We start from the raw sequence: 14,125 nt of genomic DNA, 5'->3' as shown, positions 1-14,125 counted from the left end.
GATCAGGCGGCGGGGGAGAGGCGGTCGGACAGCTTGAGTCCCAGGACGCCGCCGATGATCAGGACGAAGGCCAGCGCCTTCCAGATCGTGATCTCCTCACCGAAGATCACGGCGCCCAGCACGACCGTGCCGACCGAGCCGATGCCGGTCCAGACGGTGTAGCCGACGCCGACGTCGAGCGTCCTGAGCGCCAGGCTCAGGAAGAAGATCCCGCCGGCCGCGGCGGCGGCCGTGAGCAGGGACGGCCAGAGCCGGGTGAATCCTTCGGTGGCGTTGGTCGCCAGGGCGAAGACGACCTCGAAGACGGCGGCGATGAGCAGGTGGATCCAGGCCATCGGACGAGCTCCCATTTGTATGTACGTGCAAGTGAAGTGCCGGGAAGGATGTTGCATGTACATGTATGCTCGTGTCAAGTCGGTCTCGCGAACTGAGAGGTCCCATGGCCACCACCACGGTTTCGGACGCCGCCGCCGCCTGGCAGCGCGTCGTCCTGCTGCACACCCGCGTGGAGAGCAGGCTCGCCGCCGCGTTGCAGCGCAGGCACGGCATCGGCCTGTCGGAGTTCCGCGCGCTCGGCCACCTCGCCGCCTCGCCCGCCGGCGAGCTGCGCATGCAGGAGCTGGCCGACAAGGTCGGGCTCAACCAGAGCTCGGTGACCCGCCTGGTGGCGCGGCTGAACGCGGCCGACTTCGCCTACCGGGACCTGTGCCCGGACGACCGGCGCGGCGTCTACACGGTCATCACCGAGACGGGCCGGGCCCGGCACGCCGAGGCCGGCCGGACGTACGAGGAGACCCTGGAGGCCGCCCTGCGGGAGGCGGGCCAGGAGGACCCGCGGCTGGCCGCCGCCCTCACGGCGCTGGGCGCGCCGGCCTGACCTTCCGGGGCGCCGTCTCGTCGTACGGGAGAAGACATCCGACGGAATGGGGAAAACGATGACCGGGCAGGACGAGATCCGGCGGCGCATCGAGGCGCTGGTGGAGGGGATCGAGGCCAAGGACCTGCGGGCCCTGGAAGGGGCCTACGCGCCCGACGTGGTCTCCTTCGACGTCGAACCGCCGCTCCAGCACGTGGGCGTGGCCGCGAAGCTGCGCAACTGGGCGAAGGTGTTCGAGGCGTTCGAGAAGGTGACGTACGAGCTGCGCGACCTGACGCTCACCGTGGGCGACGGCGTCGCGTTCGGGCACGGCCTGGGCAGGCTCAGCGGCACGCTGGCGAACGGGGCGGCGGCGGGCGGCATGTGGGTCCGCGCGACCTTCTGCTTCAGCAGGATCGACGGCGAGTGGCTGATCGTGCACGACCAGGTCTCCGTGCCGTTCGACCTCGCCACCGGCAAGGGGGTGACGGACCTGCAGCCCTGACGTCCGCCGTGAACCGGCCGGGTCTCGCGCTCCGGCCGGTTCGGCGCCCGGCCCCGGGGGCAGGCGTCTGGAAAGGCCAGAGGGAGTGCTGCCATGAGCAAGGACGTCACCTGCCGCAGGATCTACGAGGAGTCCTCGCCCGAGGACGGCCGCCGGGTGCTGGTGGACCGCGTCTGGCCGCGCGGCGTGCGCAAGGAGGACGCGCACCTGGACGAGTGGCTGCGCGAGGTCGCCCCCTCCAGCGAGCTGCGCAAGTGGTACGGCCACGACCCCGCCCGGTTCCCCGAGTTCCGCCGCCGCTACCTCGACGAGCTGCGCGACGCCGGGCACCGGCCGGCCGCGGACCACCTGCGCGACCTGGCCGCCGAGGACCGGCTCACGCTGCTGACCGCCACCAAGGACGTGGACCACAGCCAGGCCGCCGTCCTCGCCGAGTGGCTGTCCGGCGGGCGGTGACCGGCCCGCCTCAGACCGCGCAGCCGTCGCGGTACGCGAGCGCGGGCACGTGGGCCCGCCACTCGGCGGGGGTGAGCGGGCCGCCCGACCGCCGGCACAGCGCCTCGACGACAGCGGCCGGCGCGATGGCGTGGGTGCGGACGACGCCGTCCAGCCCGAGGGTCAGGACGGTGGCGCCGTCGGCGGTGAAGGCGATCGACTGCAGCTGCCCGGTGTCGGGGTCCTGTCCTCCGGCGGTGTCGCGCAGGATGCCGAGGCTCGTGCCCGTGGCCGGGTCGACCAGCCGTACCCTGCCGTCGCCGATGCCGAGGGCGACGAGGTCGTCGCGCGGGGAGTAGGCGGCGACCGACGGTTCGCCGGACTTCTCGCGGAAGACCGGGCCGAGACGTTCCCCGGTGGTGCTCCACGGCGTCAGGCGGCCTCGGGAGTCCAGGACCACCACGCCCTTGCCGCTGTGCAGGAAGAAGATCCGGGTCGCGAGGGTGTCGCGTCCGGTGCCGGCGAACGGCGCGGTCACCGGCCGGCCGGTGGCGGCGTCGAGCAGGCGCTGGCCGGCGCCGGCGACCGCCAGCAGCGCGCCGTCGGGGGAGAAGGCCACGTCGCTGGTCTCCGGCGGCGTGACGGTCCACAGCCTGCGCCGGGACTTCCAGTCCCACACCTGGACGGCGTGCTCGGCCACGGCGCGCCCGTCGTCGCGCCCGTCGTCGGGGCCGCGCAGGACGAGCGCCAGGCGGGCCCGGTCCGGGCTGAAGGCCGCGGTGACGAGCTCCATGCCGGACGGGCGGGGGGCGACGGCGCCGAGAACGGCCCGCGTGGCGGCGTCCACGACCCTCACCCGGTCCGGGCCGACGGCGGCCAGCAGCTTGCCGTCCTGGCTGAAGAACACCTCATCCGAGGCCGGCATCGCTCCCCCCGGGCCGCCGGCGGTGACGGGGCGCAGCCGGGGCACCTCGCCGGTCCGGACCGCCAGCAGGCGGCCGTCCGGGCTCAGCCTGCCGAAGCTGATCGGCGTGCGCGGCGGGGTGAGGGCGAGGTCGCTGACGTCGACGGAGAAGACCCGGTCCTCCACCAGGTAGCGGAAGGTACGGCCGTCGAAGGCGCCCTGGGGTTCCTCCCCGCCCGCGTCGGGGTTGCCGAGCAGCGGCACGGTGGTGAGGAGCTGGGCGTCGGCCAGGCGCCAGAACTGGATCTGCTCGCCGGTGACCGAGGCGGCCAGCGTGCCGTCGCCGCTGACCGTCACCCGGCCGCCGTTCCAGGCGCCCTGGCTGCCGGCGCCGTCCATGAGGCCGAGGTCGACGGGGTCGTTCCCGGCGCGGGTCAGGCGGACGGCTCGGGCCCGCCGGACCGCCCGCCAGGCGCCGTCCGCGCTGGCCACCTCGGCCTCGGGCAGCCGGGTACGCCCGCCGGTCCGCACGTCCCAGCGCAGGGCGCCGCCGGGGCGGCGGATCGTCACCGTCCGGTCGTCGGCGTGCGCGAGATCCGCCCAGTCGTCGACCAGGTCGAGCGGGCGGGCGAAGGTCCACGTCCTGATCGCCTTGCCGGTGGGGAGATCGTAGACGCGTACGCGGCGGTCGGTCAGGACGGCGAGCGTGCGGCGCGAGGCCGCCAGCGCCACGGCGACGACCTGGTCACCCGTCAGTCCCAGCCGGGTGACGCCGCCGGCCCGGCTGCCGGTGCGCACGTCCCACACCTGGGCGGCGTCGCCGGTCACGCCGGCCAGGCTGCGCCCGTCGGCGCCGAGCGCGCGTACGGTGTCGGCGGCGCGGGCCGGGTCGGTGAACGCCGCCGACTCGCGCCCGGCCAGGGCCGTCATCAGCGCCTCCCTGGTCAGCGGGGTGTGGTCCAGGCTCCACGCCGCGACGCTGAGCCGGGTGGCGAGCCGGGGGTCGGTGAGGCGTGCCTGCTGGGCGAGCCCGGCCAGCCGGGCCGCCTCCGACCGGCTGAGGGAGGCCGCGATCTCGCGCGCGCGCCCGTCGGCGACGATGCCCTGCTGCACGGCCAGCCCGCCGGCGGCCAGCGAGATCACCAGGAGTCCGCCGAGGCTGAGCGAGACCAGCCGGGCCCGCTTGGCGCCGCGCCGGGCCAGGTCGGTGCTCGCCTGCAGGAAGGTGCGCTCCATCGGGGACAGGGTGATGTCGTGCCGCCGGTTGGCCGCCCATCGCAGGGCGTCGTCGAGGCCGCTGCCGCGCAGCAGGTCGCCGTCGCGCCGGCCGGCGGCCTGCCAGCGGCGGGCCGCGGTGAGCAGGTCGCGGTGCGCGGCCAGCCCGTCGCGGTTGGCGTCGATCCAGTGCCGGTACCTGGGCCAGGCCTGCGGCAGCGCGGGCCGGGCCAGCCAGATCTCCTCGCCCTTCCTGGCCAGCAGGTACGCGAACACCGTCAGGATCCGCTCGACGGCCTCGGCCTCGTGCTCGGCCCGGCCGCCGAGCAGTTCGGGCTCGGCGGCCCGCCGCACGGTCAGCTCGCCCTGCTCGTCCACGGTGACCAGCCGCAGGAACACCTCGGCCACCAGCTCGCGCTCCACCGGCCCGAGCATCCCGTACGCCTGCTCGGCCAGCGTGCCGAGCGCCGGGTCGTCGGCCCGCACCGCGATCCGGGTGGCGGCGCGCCCGCCCTCGGCCAGCAGCCGGGCCATGTCGAGCCGCCCGCCGCCGCTGACCAGGGCGAGCAGCAGCTCGCGGGAGGTGGGCCGGTCGAGCGGGTCCTTGGCCAGCGCGGCCGCCACCAGCGGCTGCAGCTGCGGGGGCAGCACGCCGAGGTCGGGGTTGGCCGACAGCACCCGGTGCATGACGCCGCCCAGGCTCTCGGCCTGGAAGGGGTCGGCGCCGGTGGCGGCGAACAGCACGATGCCGCCCCAGGCGAACACGTCCGCGGGCGCGCCGGCGCGGTGCCCGGTGAACACCTCGGGCGCCATGTACGTGGGCGTGCCGGTGATCAGGCCGGTCTCGGTGAGCGACATCTCCGCCGTCCGCGAGATGCCGAAGTCGATGACGCGCGGGCCGTCCGGGCCGAGCAGCACGTTGTCCGGTTTGAGGTCGCGGTGGACGACGCCCGCGTCGTGCACGGCGGTCAGGGCGGTGGCGATGGCGGTGGCCAGGCGGTGCAGGTCGCCGTCGGCGAAGCGGCGGCCGCCGGTCACGACCTGGCGCAGGCTGGGGCCTTCGACGTACTCGCTGACGATGTAGGGGCGGGGCCCGTCCAGCCGGGCGTCGAGCACGCTCGCGGTGCAGAACGAGGCGACCCGCCGCGCGGCCGCCGCCTCCCTGCCGAGCTGGGCGGCCTGGTCGCTGTGCAGGACCTTGATGGCGACGCGGCGGGCGTCCTCGGTGTAGGCCTCGTAGACGACGCCCTGCCCGCCCGCGCCCAGCCGCCCCGCCAGCCAGTACGGCCCGAGCCGCTGCGGGTCCCCGTCGAGCAGTGCCGTCGCCATCGTTCTCCCCGGTTGATCAGTGACGTCGGGTGGTTCGATGCCGGCGAGCCCGGCAAGGTTCGCATCCGCCACGATCATCCCGATCCGGCTACACGTCGCGTGTATACCCCTGGTGTATAGTCGGCGGCCATGACAGTCCCCTTGGCCCTCCTCGGCCTCCTGGACCGCGAGCCCAGCTACGGCTACGACCTCAAGCGCGCCTACGACACCTACTTCGGCCGAGGCAAACCGCTCCCCTTCGGGCAGGTCTACTCGACGCTCGCCCGCCTGGCCCGCGACGGCAAGGTCACCGCCGGCCAGAGCGAGCCGGGCGAGGGCCCCGACCGCAAGCGCTACTCCGTCACCCCGCTCGGCAAGCAGGAGGTCGAGTCGTGGCTGAGCGAGCCGGTCGCGGCGGAGCCGTTCCTGCAGACGGTGCTGTTCACCAAGGTCGTGCTGGCGCTGATGCTGGGCCACGACGCCCAGCGCTACCTCGACCTGCAGCGCGCGACGCACATGCGGCGCATGCGCGAGCTGTCGGAGGTCAAACGCGGCGGCGTCCTGGTGGACGCCCTGCTGGCCGACCACGCCCTGTTCCACCTGGAGGCCGACCTGCGCTGGATCGACGTGACCACGGCCCGGCTGGGCGCGCTGGCGGAGACGGTGCGCGGGGCATGACCATCGACGCGCTTCCCGCGCCGGGCCCGCTGCTGCGGGCCCGCGCGATCAGCCGTTCCTACGGCCGTACGCCGGCGCTGCGCGAGGCCAGCCTGTCGGTGACGGCGGGCGAGATCCTGGCGATCATGGGCCCGTCCGGCTCCGGCAAGTCCACGCTGCTGCACTGCCTGGCCGGCATCTTCACGCCCGACGCGGGCGAGGTCTGGTTCGACGGCGACCGGCTGGACACCCTGAGCGACGCCGGCCGCTCGCGGCTGCGGCGCACCGCGTTCGGCTTCGTCTTCCAGTTCGGCCAGCTCGTGCCGGAGCTCACCGCGGCCGACAACGTCGCCCTGCCGCTGCTGCTCGGCAGGACCGCGCGCAGGCACGCCTACGAGCGGGCGCGCGGCTGGCTGGAACGGCTGGAGCTGGACGGCCTGGGCGAGCGCCGCACCGGCGAGCTGTCGGGAGGACAGGCGCAGCGGGTCGCGATCGCCCGCGCGCTGGTGACCCGGCCCAAGGTGATCTTCGCGGACGAGCCCACCGGCGCGCTCGACTCCCTCGCCGGGGAGAAGGTCATGGACCTGCTCGTCGGCCTGGCCCGCCAGGAGGGCGTCACCGTGATCGTGGTGACGCACGACTCCCGCGTGGCCGCCTGCGCCGACCGGGAGGTCATCGTCCGCGACGGCAAGGTCACCGACCCCTACGCCACCGAGTACGCCGGCGAGGCCGTGCGATGACCTTCTGGCTGGGCCTGCGGCTGGCGCTGCGCGGCGGCAGGGAGGGGGCCGTCCGGCTGGCGCTCGTCGGCGCCGCCGTCGCGCTGGGGGTGACGGTGCTGCTGTCCACGCTGGCCCTGTTCAACGCCTTCCGCGTCACCGCCGAGCGCCCCTGCTGGGAGTGCACGGCGGGCTCGGCGCCGGCGGGCTGGGCGCTGGGCGCCACCCCGGGCGCGGTGCTGTGGAACCACCGCCAGGACTCCTACGCCGGCCGCCCGATCAAACGGCTCGACGTCGCCGTCCTCGACCCGGGCACGCCCGCCCCGGCCATGCCGGGCCTGCCGGCGCTGCCCGCGGCCGGGCGCTTCTCCGTCTCGCCCGCGCTCGCCGACCTGATGGCCGCCGTGCCGCGCGAGCAGCTCGCCGACCGTTTCCCCGGCGCCCGCGCCGGTCTCGTCGGGCGGGCGGCGCTGTCCGGCCCCGACGACCTGGTCGCCGTCGTCGGCCGCACCCCCGCCGAGCTGGCCGGCATGGCCGGCACCGTCGCCGTCGACACGGTCGCCGACGACCCGCCGGCGGACGACATGACGGCCCTGTACGAGCACGGCTTCGGCATCGCCGCGATCGGCCTGATCGTGCCGCTGCTCGTCCTCGTCGGCACCGCCACGCGCCTGGCCGCGGCCCGCCGCGAGGCCCGCTTCGCCGCCGTCAGGCTGGCCGGAGCCACGGCGCGCCAGATCAACGCGATCGCCTCGGCGGACGCGGCGCTCGGCGCGCTGCTGGGCGCGCTCGCCGGCGTGGCGCTGTTCCAGGCGGTACGGCCCGCCCTCGCCGGTGTCGCCGTCACCGGCTCGCGCTTCTTCCCCGACGTGGTCGCGCCGACCGCGCCGCAGTACGCGGCCGTGGTCGCGGGGGTGCCGCTCGCCGCGGCGGGCGCCGCCGTGTGGTCGCTGCGCCGGGTGCGGATCACCCCGCTCGGCGCGGCCCGCAGGACGCGGGCCTCGTCCCCGCGATGGTGGCGGGTGCTGCCGCTGCTGGCGGGGCTGGGGCTGTTCGCGGGCCCGGCGTTCGCGGGCGGCGGCAGGGAGCCGGACCCGGTGCTCGCCGACGCCGGCCTGGCGCTGGTCATGGTCGGCCTGGTGGTGGCCGGGCCGTGGCTGACGATGCTGGCCGCGCGGCTGGCCGCCCGCCTGACGCGGGGCGCGGCGACCCTGCTGGCCGCGCGCAGGCTGGCGGCCGACCCGAAGGCGGCCTTCCGTTCGGTGAACGGGATCGTGCTGGCGGTCTTCATCGGCACGGCCGTCGCCGGGATCGTCCCCGCCGTCGTCTCGGGCCAGCGGGCGGCGGGCGGCGGCACGCTGAACGAGGTCATGCGGGTCCCGTTCGGCTACGCCGACGCCGCCCCAGGCCGGCCGCTCCACCCGGACGAGGCCGACGAGCTGCTCGCCGAGGTGGCCGCCCATCCGGGCGTCACCGTGCTGCCGATCTACCGCAGGACCCCGGCACAGGAGCCGCTCACCGGGCCGCTGCCGTGCGACCCGGGGCCCGGCTGCCGGCTCGACTTCATGCTCGGCCACGTGGTCGAGTGCGACGACCTGGCCCGCTTCCCTGCGCTGGGCGCGTGCCCGGCGGGCGCTCGAGCGGTCGCGGCCGACTTCAACCGGCTGCTGACCAGCGACAACCTGCTGTCGGTCGACCGCAACCTGCCGATCGTGGACCCCACCAGCCCGGCCGCGCCCGCCGGCGCGGGGAAGGCGGCTTCTGGCGGGCGCTCCCTGGCGGCGGTCCTCATCCGGGCCGACGACCCGGCCGTCCGTGAGCGCATCCGCACCTCGCTCACCCCGTACGTGGCCGGCTCCGGCAGCGCCGAGACCCCGCTGACGTTCGCCGAGGTCGCCCGGTTCCGCGAGGTGCTGCTGGACCAGGTGGAGCGGGTCGCGCTGGCCATCGTCGCGCTGACCCTGCTGGTGGCGGGCTGCGGCCTGCTGGTGGCGGTCGCCGGGGGCGTGGTGGAGCGCAGGCAGCCGTTCACGCTGCTGCGCTTGAGCGGCACGCCGACGCGGACCCTGTCCACGGTGGTGGTGCTGGAGACGGCCGTCCCCGTGCTGCTGGCCGCCCTGGTGGCGGCGGTCGCCGGCTTCGGCGTGGCCGGGCCGGTGATCGACCAGCTCGCGATCAAGAGCGCTCCCGCGGCGCTGCCCGGCCCGGGTTATCTCCTGACCGTCGGCGGCGGGCTGCTGGCCGCGCTGCTGATCGTGCTGGCCGGTCTGCCCCTGCTCAAGCGCGTGACCGCGCCCGACAACGCCCGTTTCGAATGAGGACCAGCCGATGATCAGAACAGCCGTCGCCGTGTTGACCACCGTGCTGGCCGCCTCCTTACTCGTCGCCGGGCCGGCGGACGCGGGCCGCTACGCCGCCGACATCAGCCGCACCGAGTACGGCATCCCGCACATCTCCGCGAAGGACCACGGCGGTCTCGGCTACGGCTACGGTTACGCCTTCGCCCAGGACAACCTGTGCGTCATGGCCTCATGGGTGCTGACCCTGCGCGGCGAGCGCTCGCGCCACTTCGGCGCGGAGACGGTGTCCGACGACGTCATGGAGCCGATCTCCAACCTGGCCAGCGACGCCTACTACACCTACGTCCGCTCGTCGGGCGTGCTGCGCCGGGTGCTCGCCCGCCCCGCGCCGTACGGCCCGAGCGCCGAGCTGCGCGCGCTCGTGGACGGCTACGTCGCCGGCTACAACCGCTATCTGAGCGACACCGGCGTGGCCCGGCTGCCGGACCCGACCTGCCGGGGCAAGGAATGGGTCGGCCCCATCACCGCCGACGACGTCTGGATGAACCTGCTCGACCTGGCCCGCCTGGGCGGCAGCTCCTCCTTCAAGGAGGCCATCGCCGCCTCCGGCCAGGCGGCGAGGAAAGCGCCGCGGGACGGCAAGGCGGACCGGCCGGACGGCCGGACGCCCGCCCCCGGCAGCAACGCCTGGGCGCTCGGCCGCGAGGCCACCCGGGGCGGCCACGGCATGCTGCTGGCCGACCCGCACTTCCCGTGGAACGGCAGCCGCCGCTTCTACCAGGTCCATCTGACGATCCCGGGCGTGCTCGACGTGTCGGGCGGCAGCCTGTACGGCACCCCCATGGTGCAGATCGGCCACAACGCGAGCCTGGCCTGGACGCACACCGTCTCCCACGCCGGCCACTTCACCCTGTACCGGCTCACGCTCGTGCCGGGTGCGCGCACCACGTACCTGGTGGACGGCAGGGCCGAGCCGATGGGCCGGCAGGAGGTGAAGGTCGCCGTGCGCGCGCCAAGCGGCGCGATCGGCGAGGTCACCACGGCCGTGCACACCTCCCGTTACGGCCCGGTGCTCGGCATGGACTGGACGGACAAGAGCGCGTTCGCCCTGGCCGACGCCAACGCCGCCAACCTGCGTTTCGCCGACGAGTGGCTGTCCATCGCCGCCGCCCGCGACGTGGCCGGGCTGCGCCGTGCGCAGGACGCCCACCAGGGCATGCCGTTCGTCCACACGCTGGCCGCGGACGCCGGCGGGCAGGCGTACTTCGCCGACACCTCGATCGTGCCGCACGTCACCGACGAGCAGGCCGGGCGCTGCCGCGCCGGCGACGACCCCGGCATGCTCGTCCTGGACGGCTCCCGGTCGGACTGTCTGTGGGGCAGGGACGCCGACGCGGTCGAGCCGGGGATCTTCGGCCCGGCCGCCCAGCCCCGGCTGGCCCGCGCGGACTACGTCGCCAACGCCAACGCCGGCCCCTGGCTGACCAACCCCGAGGCGCCGCTGACCGGCTACCCGCGCGTCTACGGCGAGACCGGGACGCAGCGGGATCTGCGCACCCGGGTCGGCCTCGACATGATCGCCCAGCGGCTGTCGGGCCGCGACGGGCTCGGCGCGGCCGGCTTCACGCTGGAGGCCCTCCAGCGCAGCGCGACCGGCAAACGCAACCTGAGCGCCGAGCTGCTGCGCGTCGACCTGCGCGCGCTGTGCCGGGCCAAGCCCGTGATGACGGCGGGCGACGGCGCGAAGGTCGACGTCCGGCAGGCCTGCGCCACGCTGGCGGCCTGGGACGGGCGGGCCCGGCTCGACAGCCGCGGCGCGATCCTGTGGCGCGAGTTCTTCCTGGGCCTGAACCGCCCCCACCGGCGGGGCGACGGCACGCCCGCCCCTCCGGACGGCTGGTGGAAGGTGCCGTTCGACGCCGCGCACCCGCTCACCACGCCGCGCGGCCTCGACGTCACCGATCCGGTGGTGGAGATCGCGCTGGCCGACGCGGTGCGCGCGTTCACGGCCGCCGGTCTGCCGCTGACGCTCACGCCCGGCCAGGCCCAGCGTTACGGCGCGGTGCCGGTGCCGGGCTGCACCGAGGGGGAGGGCTGCTTCGACCGGATCCGCACCGGCGGCGAGCTCGATGGCCAGGGCCGCTATCCGGACGTCAACACCGGCTCCAGCTTCCTCATGGCGGTGGAGCTGACGCCGGCCGGGCCGCGGGCCCGTACGGTGCTGACGTACTCGCTGTCGGCGAACCCGGCCTCGCCGCACCACGCCGACCAGAGCGAGCTGTTCGCGCGCAGCCAGTGGGTGACCGGGCGGTTCACCGAGGCCGAGATCAGCGCGTACCCGAAGCTCGCGACGACGAGACTGCGATAGTTCACTATATTTAGAGAATGCTGAATCTACCGTCGGTGTTCCCCTTCCAGGGCTGCGGCCTGCGCTACGACGACAGCGGCGGCGACGGCGTCCCGCTGCTGTTCACCCACGGGGCCGGGGCCGACCACGCGATGTTCCACGCCCAGCGCGACCACCTGCGCGAGCGCGGGTACCGCGTCGTGCTGTGGGACCTGCGCGGCCACGGCCTGTCCCGCCCGCCCGGCGTCCCGTTCACCGCCGGGCAGGCGGTCGCGGACCTGCGCGCGCTCGTCGAGCACCTGGCCCTGGACCGGCCGGTGCTGGTGGGGCAGTCCCTCGGCGGCAACCTCGGCCAGGCCGTCGTACGCCGGCATCCCGGCCTCGCGCGGGCCCTGGTCGTCATCGGCTCGGCGCCGAACACCGCGCCGCTGTCCTCCTGGGACCGGCTCCTGCTGCGGTCCGCCGCGCCGATCCTGGCGGCGATCCCCGCCAGGGCGCTGCCGCCGCTGATGGCCGCGGCCTCCGCCGTCACTCCCGAGGCGCGGGCCGACGCCCGGCGGGCCTTCGCCGCGCTGCCGAAGAAGGACTTCCTGCAGGCCTGGCGGGCCACCGTCGCCCTGCTCGACCCCGACCCCGGCTACCGTACGCCGGTGCCGCTGTGCCTGATCCGCGGCGAGCGGGACCGCACCGGCGACATCGCCTCCGCCATGCCCCGCTGGGCCGCCGCCGAAGGCGTGAAGGAGGTCGTCGTCCCGGACGCCGGCCACATCGCCAACCAGGACAACCCCCGCGCGGTCAACGAGGCGATCGAGAACTTCCTGGCCACCATCGAGGCGCCCGGGCAGGCCCGGCGATGAGCGCCGACGAGCGGCGGGCGTTCTGCACCTCGGTGGGCGACCTGCTGGCCTCCTGGAACCTGCCGCACGCGACCGGCCGCGTCTACGGGCTGCTGCTGCTCGGCGAGGAGCCGATCTCGCACGACACGATCGCCGCCGAGCTCGAACTGAGCAAGGGAGCGGTGAGCACCGCCGTACGCCAGCTCGCCTCCTGGGGGCTGGCCAGGGTGATCCCGCAGCCCGGCAGCAGGCGCCTCCTGGTCGAGGCCACGGCGGGGATCGAGTCGCTGCTGGAGGCCAGCCAGGCCCGCGCCAGAACCCTGATCGCCGCCCTGCGCGAGGGCCAGGACCTGGTGGCTCCCGGCCCCGCGCGGGAACGGCTCGACGACGTGATCGGGCTGTTCGCCGGCTACGTGGACGTCGGCGGCGAACTGCTGGCGAGCCACCGCCGCCGGGCGCGGCCGCCTCAGTCGTAGAGCGCGTCCCGGGGCCCGCCGTAGACCGGGTTGCTGTCCAGCCGCTGCTCGGTCACCAGCAGCCGGATCGTCCCTTCGGCGTTCTCCTCGGCCTCCCACACCACCCAGCCGTCGCCGACGGGCTCCTTCTGGACGCGGTCGATGCCGTACCCGCCGGGGTTACCCGGCGGCACGGAGATGATCGCGAAGACGACCTTCCTGCCGCGCCTGCGCAGCTCGGGCAGGACCTCGCCCACGGTCTTCTCGTCCACGCGCAGGCCCTCCAGCGAACGCCCCTTGGTCGTCGCGACGCGGAACTCCGGCTCCCTGATCTGGAAGGTGGGCGTGGGCACGGGCTCGCAGGCCGCCACCGGGCCCTCCATCAGGTAGGTCGTGGTCACGCCGCCCTTGCCGCTGATGGTCCACACGAACGTCTGGCCGGGCCCGAACAGCCTGGTGTTGATCCGCATCTGCCAGCCCTCGGTCTCGCCGGGGATGTTCTCCGGCATGCTGTACAGGCCGCGCGGGATGTTCTGCACCAACGTGCCGCGCGGCTGCCTGCACATCATGCCCTCCGGCACGTGGTCGACGATCGCGGGCACCTTCAGCTCCTTCAGCCGCCGCTCCAGCCCGGCGGCGTCGTCGAAGTCGCGGATCTGGATCGTGACCGTGCCGTCGTCCAGGGTGACGGCGTAGGAGCTGGGCGTGCCGTCGCGCAGCGCGATCGGGACCGCCACGATGCCCGCGGCCAGCGCGGCCGCGGCCGCCAGCCCGAGCACCGGCCGCCGCAGCAGCCGCCGCCGGACCGGCCGCGCCGCCGTCTCCTGTGTCGTCTCCTGCTCCGTCTCCTGTGTCGTCTCCTGCGCGGTGATCGCGGCCAGCAGCGCCCGCCCGGCCGCGCCGGACGCCTCGCCGCCCCGGCCGCCGGGCTCGACCCGCGCCAGCGCCCCGATCGCGGCGATGTCGCCGGTGCTGTCGTGCCTGTTGTCCCTGCTGTTCATGGTGTCGTCCCTCACAGCGACCTCTCCGACGGGATCAGCGGATTGCCCGCGCCTGCCTGCCCGCCCTGCTGCCCGCCCGCCTGGGCGAGCGCGCGGGCCAGGCGCCTGCGGGCGCGGTGCAGCCTGATGCGTACGGCGTTGCGCGACAGCCCCAGCGCCGCGGCGATCTCCTCGCGGTCCAGTCCCTCCCAGGCGACCAGGGACAGCAGCTCCCGGTCCTCCCCGGGCAGGCTCCTGAACGCCCGGCCGATCGCGTCCAGCTCGACCTCGGTGTCGGGGGAGTGGCCGTACAGGTCGGCCATCTCGGCGTCGAGCTCGGCGGTGCGCGCCCGGCGGCGGTTGTCGCCCCGGAAGTGGTTGGCCAGCACCTTGCGCGCCACCCCGTACAGCCAGGGCGTGGCCGCCGCCCCGTCCGGCAGCTCCTCGACCCGCCGCCAGGCGACGGTGAACGTCTCCGCCACGACGTCGGCGGCGTCCTGCGGGGAGTCGCAGCGGCGCGCGGCGTAGGCCGTGATCAGGCCGTAGGCCTGGTTGTAGGCGGCCTCGAACTTGGCCAGCCGCTCGTCATCCACGGGCGGTTCCCATGG

At 75.1% G+C, this 14,125-nt stretch carries 13 protein-coding genes; 9 read left to right on the top strand and 4 right to left on the bottom strand.

Annotation, left to right across the window (positions count from 1 at the left end; all coding sequences use genetic code 11):
- Window positions 1–2: 2 nt before the first annotated feature.
- Window positions 3–335, bottom strand: coding sequence for a DMT family transporter (locus ABD292_RS40620; RefSeq protein ID WP_344217204.1), 333 nt, complete (start codon window positions 333–335; stop codon window positions 3–5).
- Between the two features lie 104 nt (window positions 336–439).
- Here ABD292_RS40620 and ABD292_RS40615 point away from each other — a divergent pair, with 104 nt between their 5' ends.
- The 3 genes from ABD292_RS40615 (at window position 440) to ABD292_RS40605 (ending at window position 1,817) form a co-directional block, all read left to right on the top strand.
- Window positions 440–877 (top strand): MarR family winged helix-turn-helix transcriptional regulator, encoded by a 438-nt coding sequence (locus tag ABD292_RS40615; RefSeq protein WP_344217202.1) that lies wholly within the window; start codon window positions 440–442, stop codon window positions 875–877.
- Window positions 878–935: 58 nt separating this feature from the next.
- Entirely contained in the window at window positions 936–1,361 is a 426-nt protein-coding gene (locus ABD292_RS40610) for a YybH family protein (protein ID WP_344217200.1), read from the top strand.
- Window positions 1,362–1,454: 93 nt separating this feature from the next.
- On the top strand, window positions 1,455–1,817 hold the full coding sequence (locus tag ABD292_RS40605) for a DUF488 domain-containing protein (protein WP_344217198.1): 363 nt from the start codon (window positions 1,455–1,457) through the stop codon (window positions 1,815–1,817).
- 10 nt (window positions 1,818–1,827) lie between these two features.
- On the opposite strand, the gene ABD292_RS40600 is transcribed toward ABD292_RS40605, so the two are convergent.
- Window positions 1,828–5,244 (bottom strand): WD40 repeat domain-containing serine/threonine protein kinase, encoded by a 3,417-nt coding sequence (locus ABD292_RS40600; protein WP_344217196.1) that lies wholly within the window; start codon window positions 5,242–5,244, stop codon window positions 1,828–1,830.
- A gap of 129 nt (window positions 5,245–5,373) precedes the next feature.
- On the opposite strand from ABD292_RS40600, the gene ABD292_RS40595 reads away from it, so the two are divergent.
- Genes ABD292_RS40595 through ABD292_RS40570 form a run of 6 tightly spaced genes read left to right on the top strand, consistent with a single transcriptional unit; the run spans window position 5,374 to window position 12,558 of the window.
- Entirely contained in the window at window positions 5,374–5,901 is a 528-nt protein-coding gene (locus ABD292_RS40595; protein ID WP_344217194.1) for a PadR family transcriptional regulator, read from the top strand.
- The gene (locus ABD292_RS40590; RefSeq protein WP_344217192.1) at window positions 5,898–6,620 is read left to right on the top strand and encodes an ABC transporter ATP-binding protein; all 723 of its coding nucleotides are present in this window, start codon (window positions 5,898–5,900) and stop codon (window positions 6,618–6,620) included. The genes ABD292_RS40595 and ABD292_RS40590 overlap by 4 nt, the downstream gene beginning before the upstream one ends.
- Window positions 6,617–8,917, top strand: a complete 2,301-nt coding sequence (locus tag ABD292_RS40585) for an FtsX-like permease family protein (RefSeq protein ID WP_344217190.1) — start codon at window positions 6,617–6,619, stop codon at window positions 8,915–8,917. The genes ABD292_RS40590 and ABD292_RS40585 overlap by 4 nt, the downstream gene beginning before the upstream one ends.
- A 10-nt stretch (window positions 8,918–8,927) precedes the next feature.
- Window positions 8,928–11,267, top strand: coding sequence for a penicillin acylase family protein (locus ABD292_RS40580; RefSeq protein WP_344217188.1), 2,340 nt, complete (start codon window positions 8,928–8,930; stop codon window positions 11,265–11,267).
- 17 nt (window positions 11,268–11,284) lie between these two features.
- Window positions 11,285–12,103, top strand: coding sequence for an alpha/beta fold hydrolase (locus ABD292_RS40575; RefSeq protein ID WP_344217186.1), 819 nt, complete (start codon window positions 11,285–11,287; stop codon window positions 12,101–12,103).
- Window positions 12,100–12,558, top strand: coding sequence for a GbsR/MarR family transcriptional regulator (locus tag ABD292_RS40570; protein WP_344217184.1), 459 nt, complete (start codon window positions 12,100–12,102; stop codon window positions 12,556–12,558). The genes ABD292_RS40575 and ABD292_RS40570 overlap by 4 nt, the downstream gene beginning before the upstream one ends.
- On the opposite strand, the gene ABD292_RS40565 is transcribed toward ABD292_RS40570, so the two are convergent.
- A complete protein-coding gene (locus tag ABD292_RS40565; protein ID WP_344217182.1) occupies window positions 12,549–13,538 on the bottom strand; it encodes a hypothetical protein in 990 nt (329 codons plus the stop codon). The genes ABD292_RS40570 and ABD292_RS40565 overlap by 10 nt on opposite strands.
- Window positions 13,539–13,549: 11 nt before the next feature.
- A complete protein-coding gene (locus ABD292_RS40560) occupies window positions 13,550–14,110 on the bottom strand; it encodes an RNA polymerase sigma factor (protein WP_344217180.1) in 561 nt (186 codons plus the stop codon).
- Window positions 14,111–14,125 lie beyond the last annotated feature (15 nt).

It is taken from the genome of Nonomuraea bangladeshensis (genome assembly GCF_039529455.1).
Classification (GTDB): domain Bacteria; phylum Actinomycetota; class Actinomycetes; order Streptosporangiales; family Streptosporangiaceae; genus Nonomuraea; species Nonomuraea bangladeshensis.
Note: the sequence above shows the minus strand (reverse complement) of the source record. Positions and strands in the feature narration are given on the sequence as shown.

Bases quoted from the DNA above. Each gene is read 5' to 3' on its own strand.
- ABD292_RS40620 (WP_344217204.1), bottom strand. From the start codon at position 335: ATGGCCTGGATCCACCTGCTCATCGCCGCCGTCTTCGAGGTCGTCTTC.
- ABD292_RS40615 (WP_344217202.1), top strand. From the start codon at position 440: ATGGCCACCACCACGGTTTCGGACGCCGCCGCCGCCTGGCAGCGCGTC.
- ABD292_RS40610 (WP_344217200.1), top strand. From the start codon at position 936: ATGACCGGGCAGGACGAGATCCGGCGGCGCATCGAGGCGCTGGTGGAG.
- ABD292_RS40605 (WP_344217198.1), top strand. From the start codon at position 1,455: ATGAGCAAGGACGTCACCTGCCGCAGGATCTACGAGGAGTCCTCGCCC.
- ABD292_RS40600 (WP_344217196.1), bottom strand. From the start codon at position 5,244: ATGGCGACGGCACTGCTCGACGGGGACCCGCAGCGGCTCGGGCCGTAC.
- ABD292_RS40595 (WP_344217194.1), top strand. From the start codon at position 5,374: ATGACAGTCCCCTTGGCCCTCCTCGGCCTCCTGGACCGCGAGCCCAGC.
- ABD292_RS40590 (WP_344217192.1), top strand. From the start codon at position 5,898: ATGACCATCGACGCGCTTCCCGCGCCGGGCCCGCTGCTGCGGGCCCGC.
- ABD292_RS40585 (WP_344217190.1), top strand. From the start codon at position 6,617: ATGACCTTCTGGCTGGGCCTGCGGCTGGCGCTGCGCGGCGGCAGGGAG.
- ABD292_RS40580 (WP_344217188.1), top strand. From the start codon at position 8,928: ATGATCAGAACAGCCGTCGCCGTGTTGACCACCGTGCTGGCCGCCTCC.
- ABD292_RS40575 (WP_344217186.1), top strand. From the start codon at position 11,285: ATGCTGAATCTACCGTCGGTGTTCCCCTTCCAGGGCTGCGGCCTGCGC.
- ABD292_RS40570 (WP_344217184.1), top strand. From the start codon at position 12,100: ATGAGCGCCGACGAGCGGCGGGCGTTCTGCACCTCGGTGGGCGACCTG.
- ABD292_RS40565 (WP_344217182.1), bottom strand. From the start codon at position 13,538: ATGAACAGCAGGGACAACAGGCACGACAGCACCGGCGACATCGCCGCG.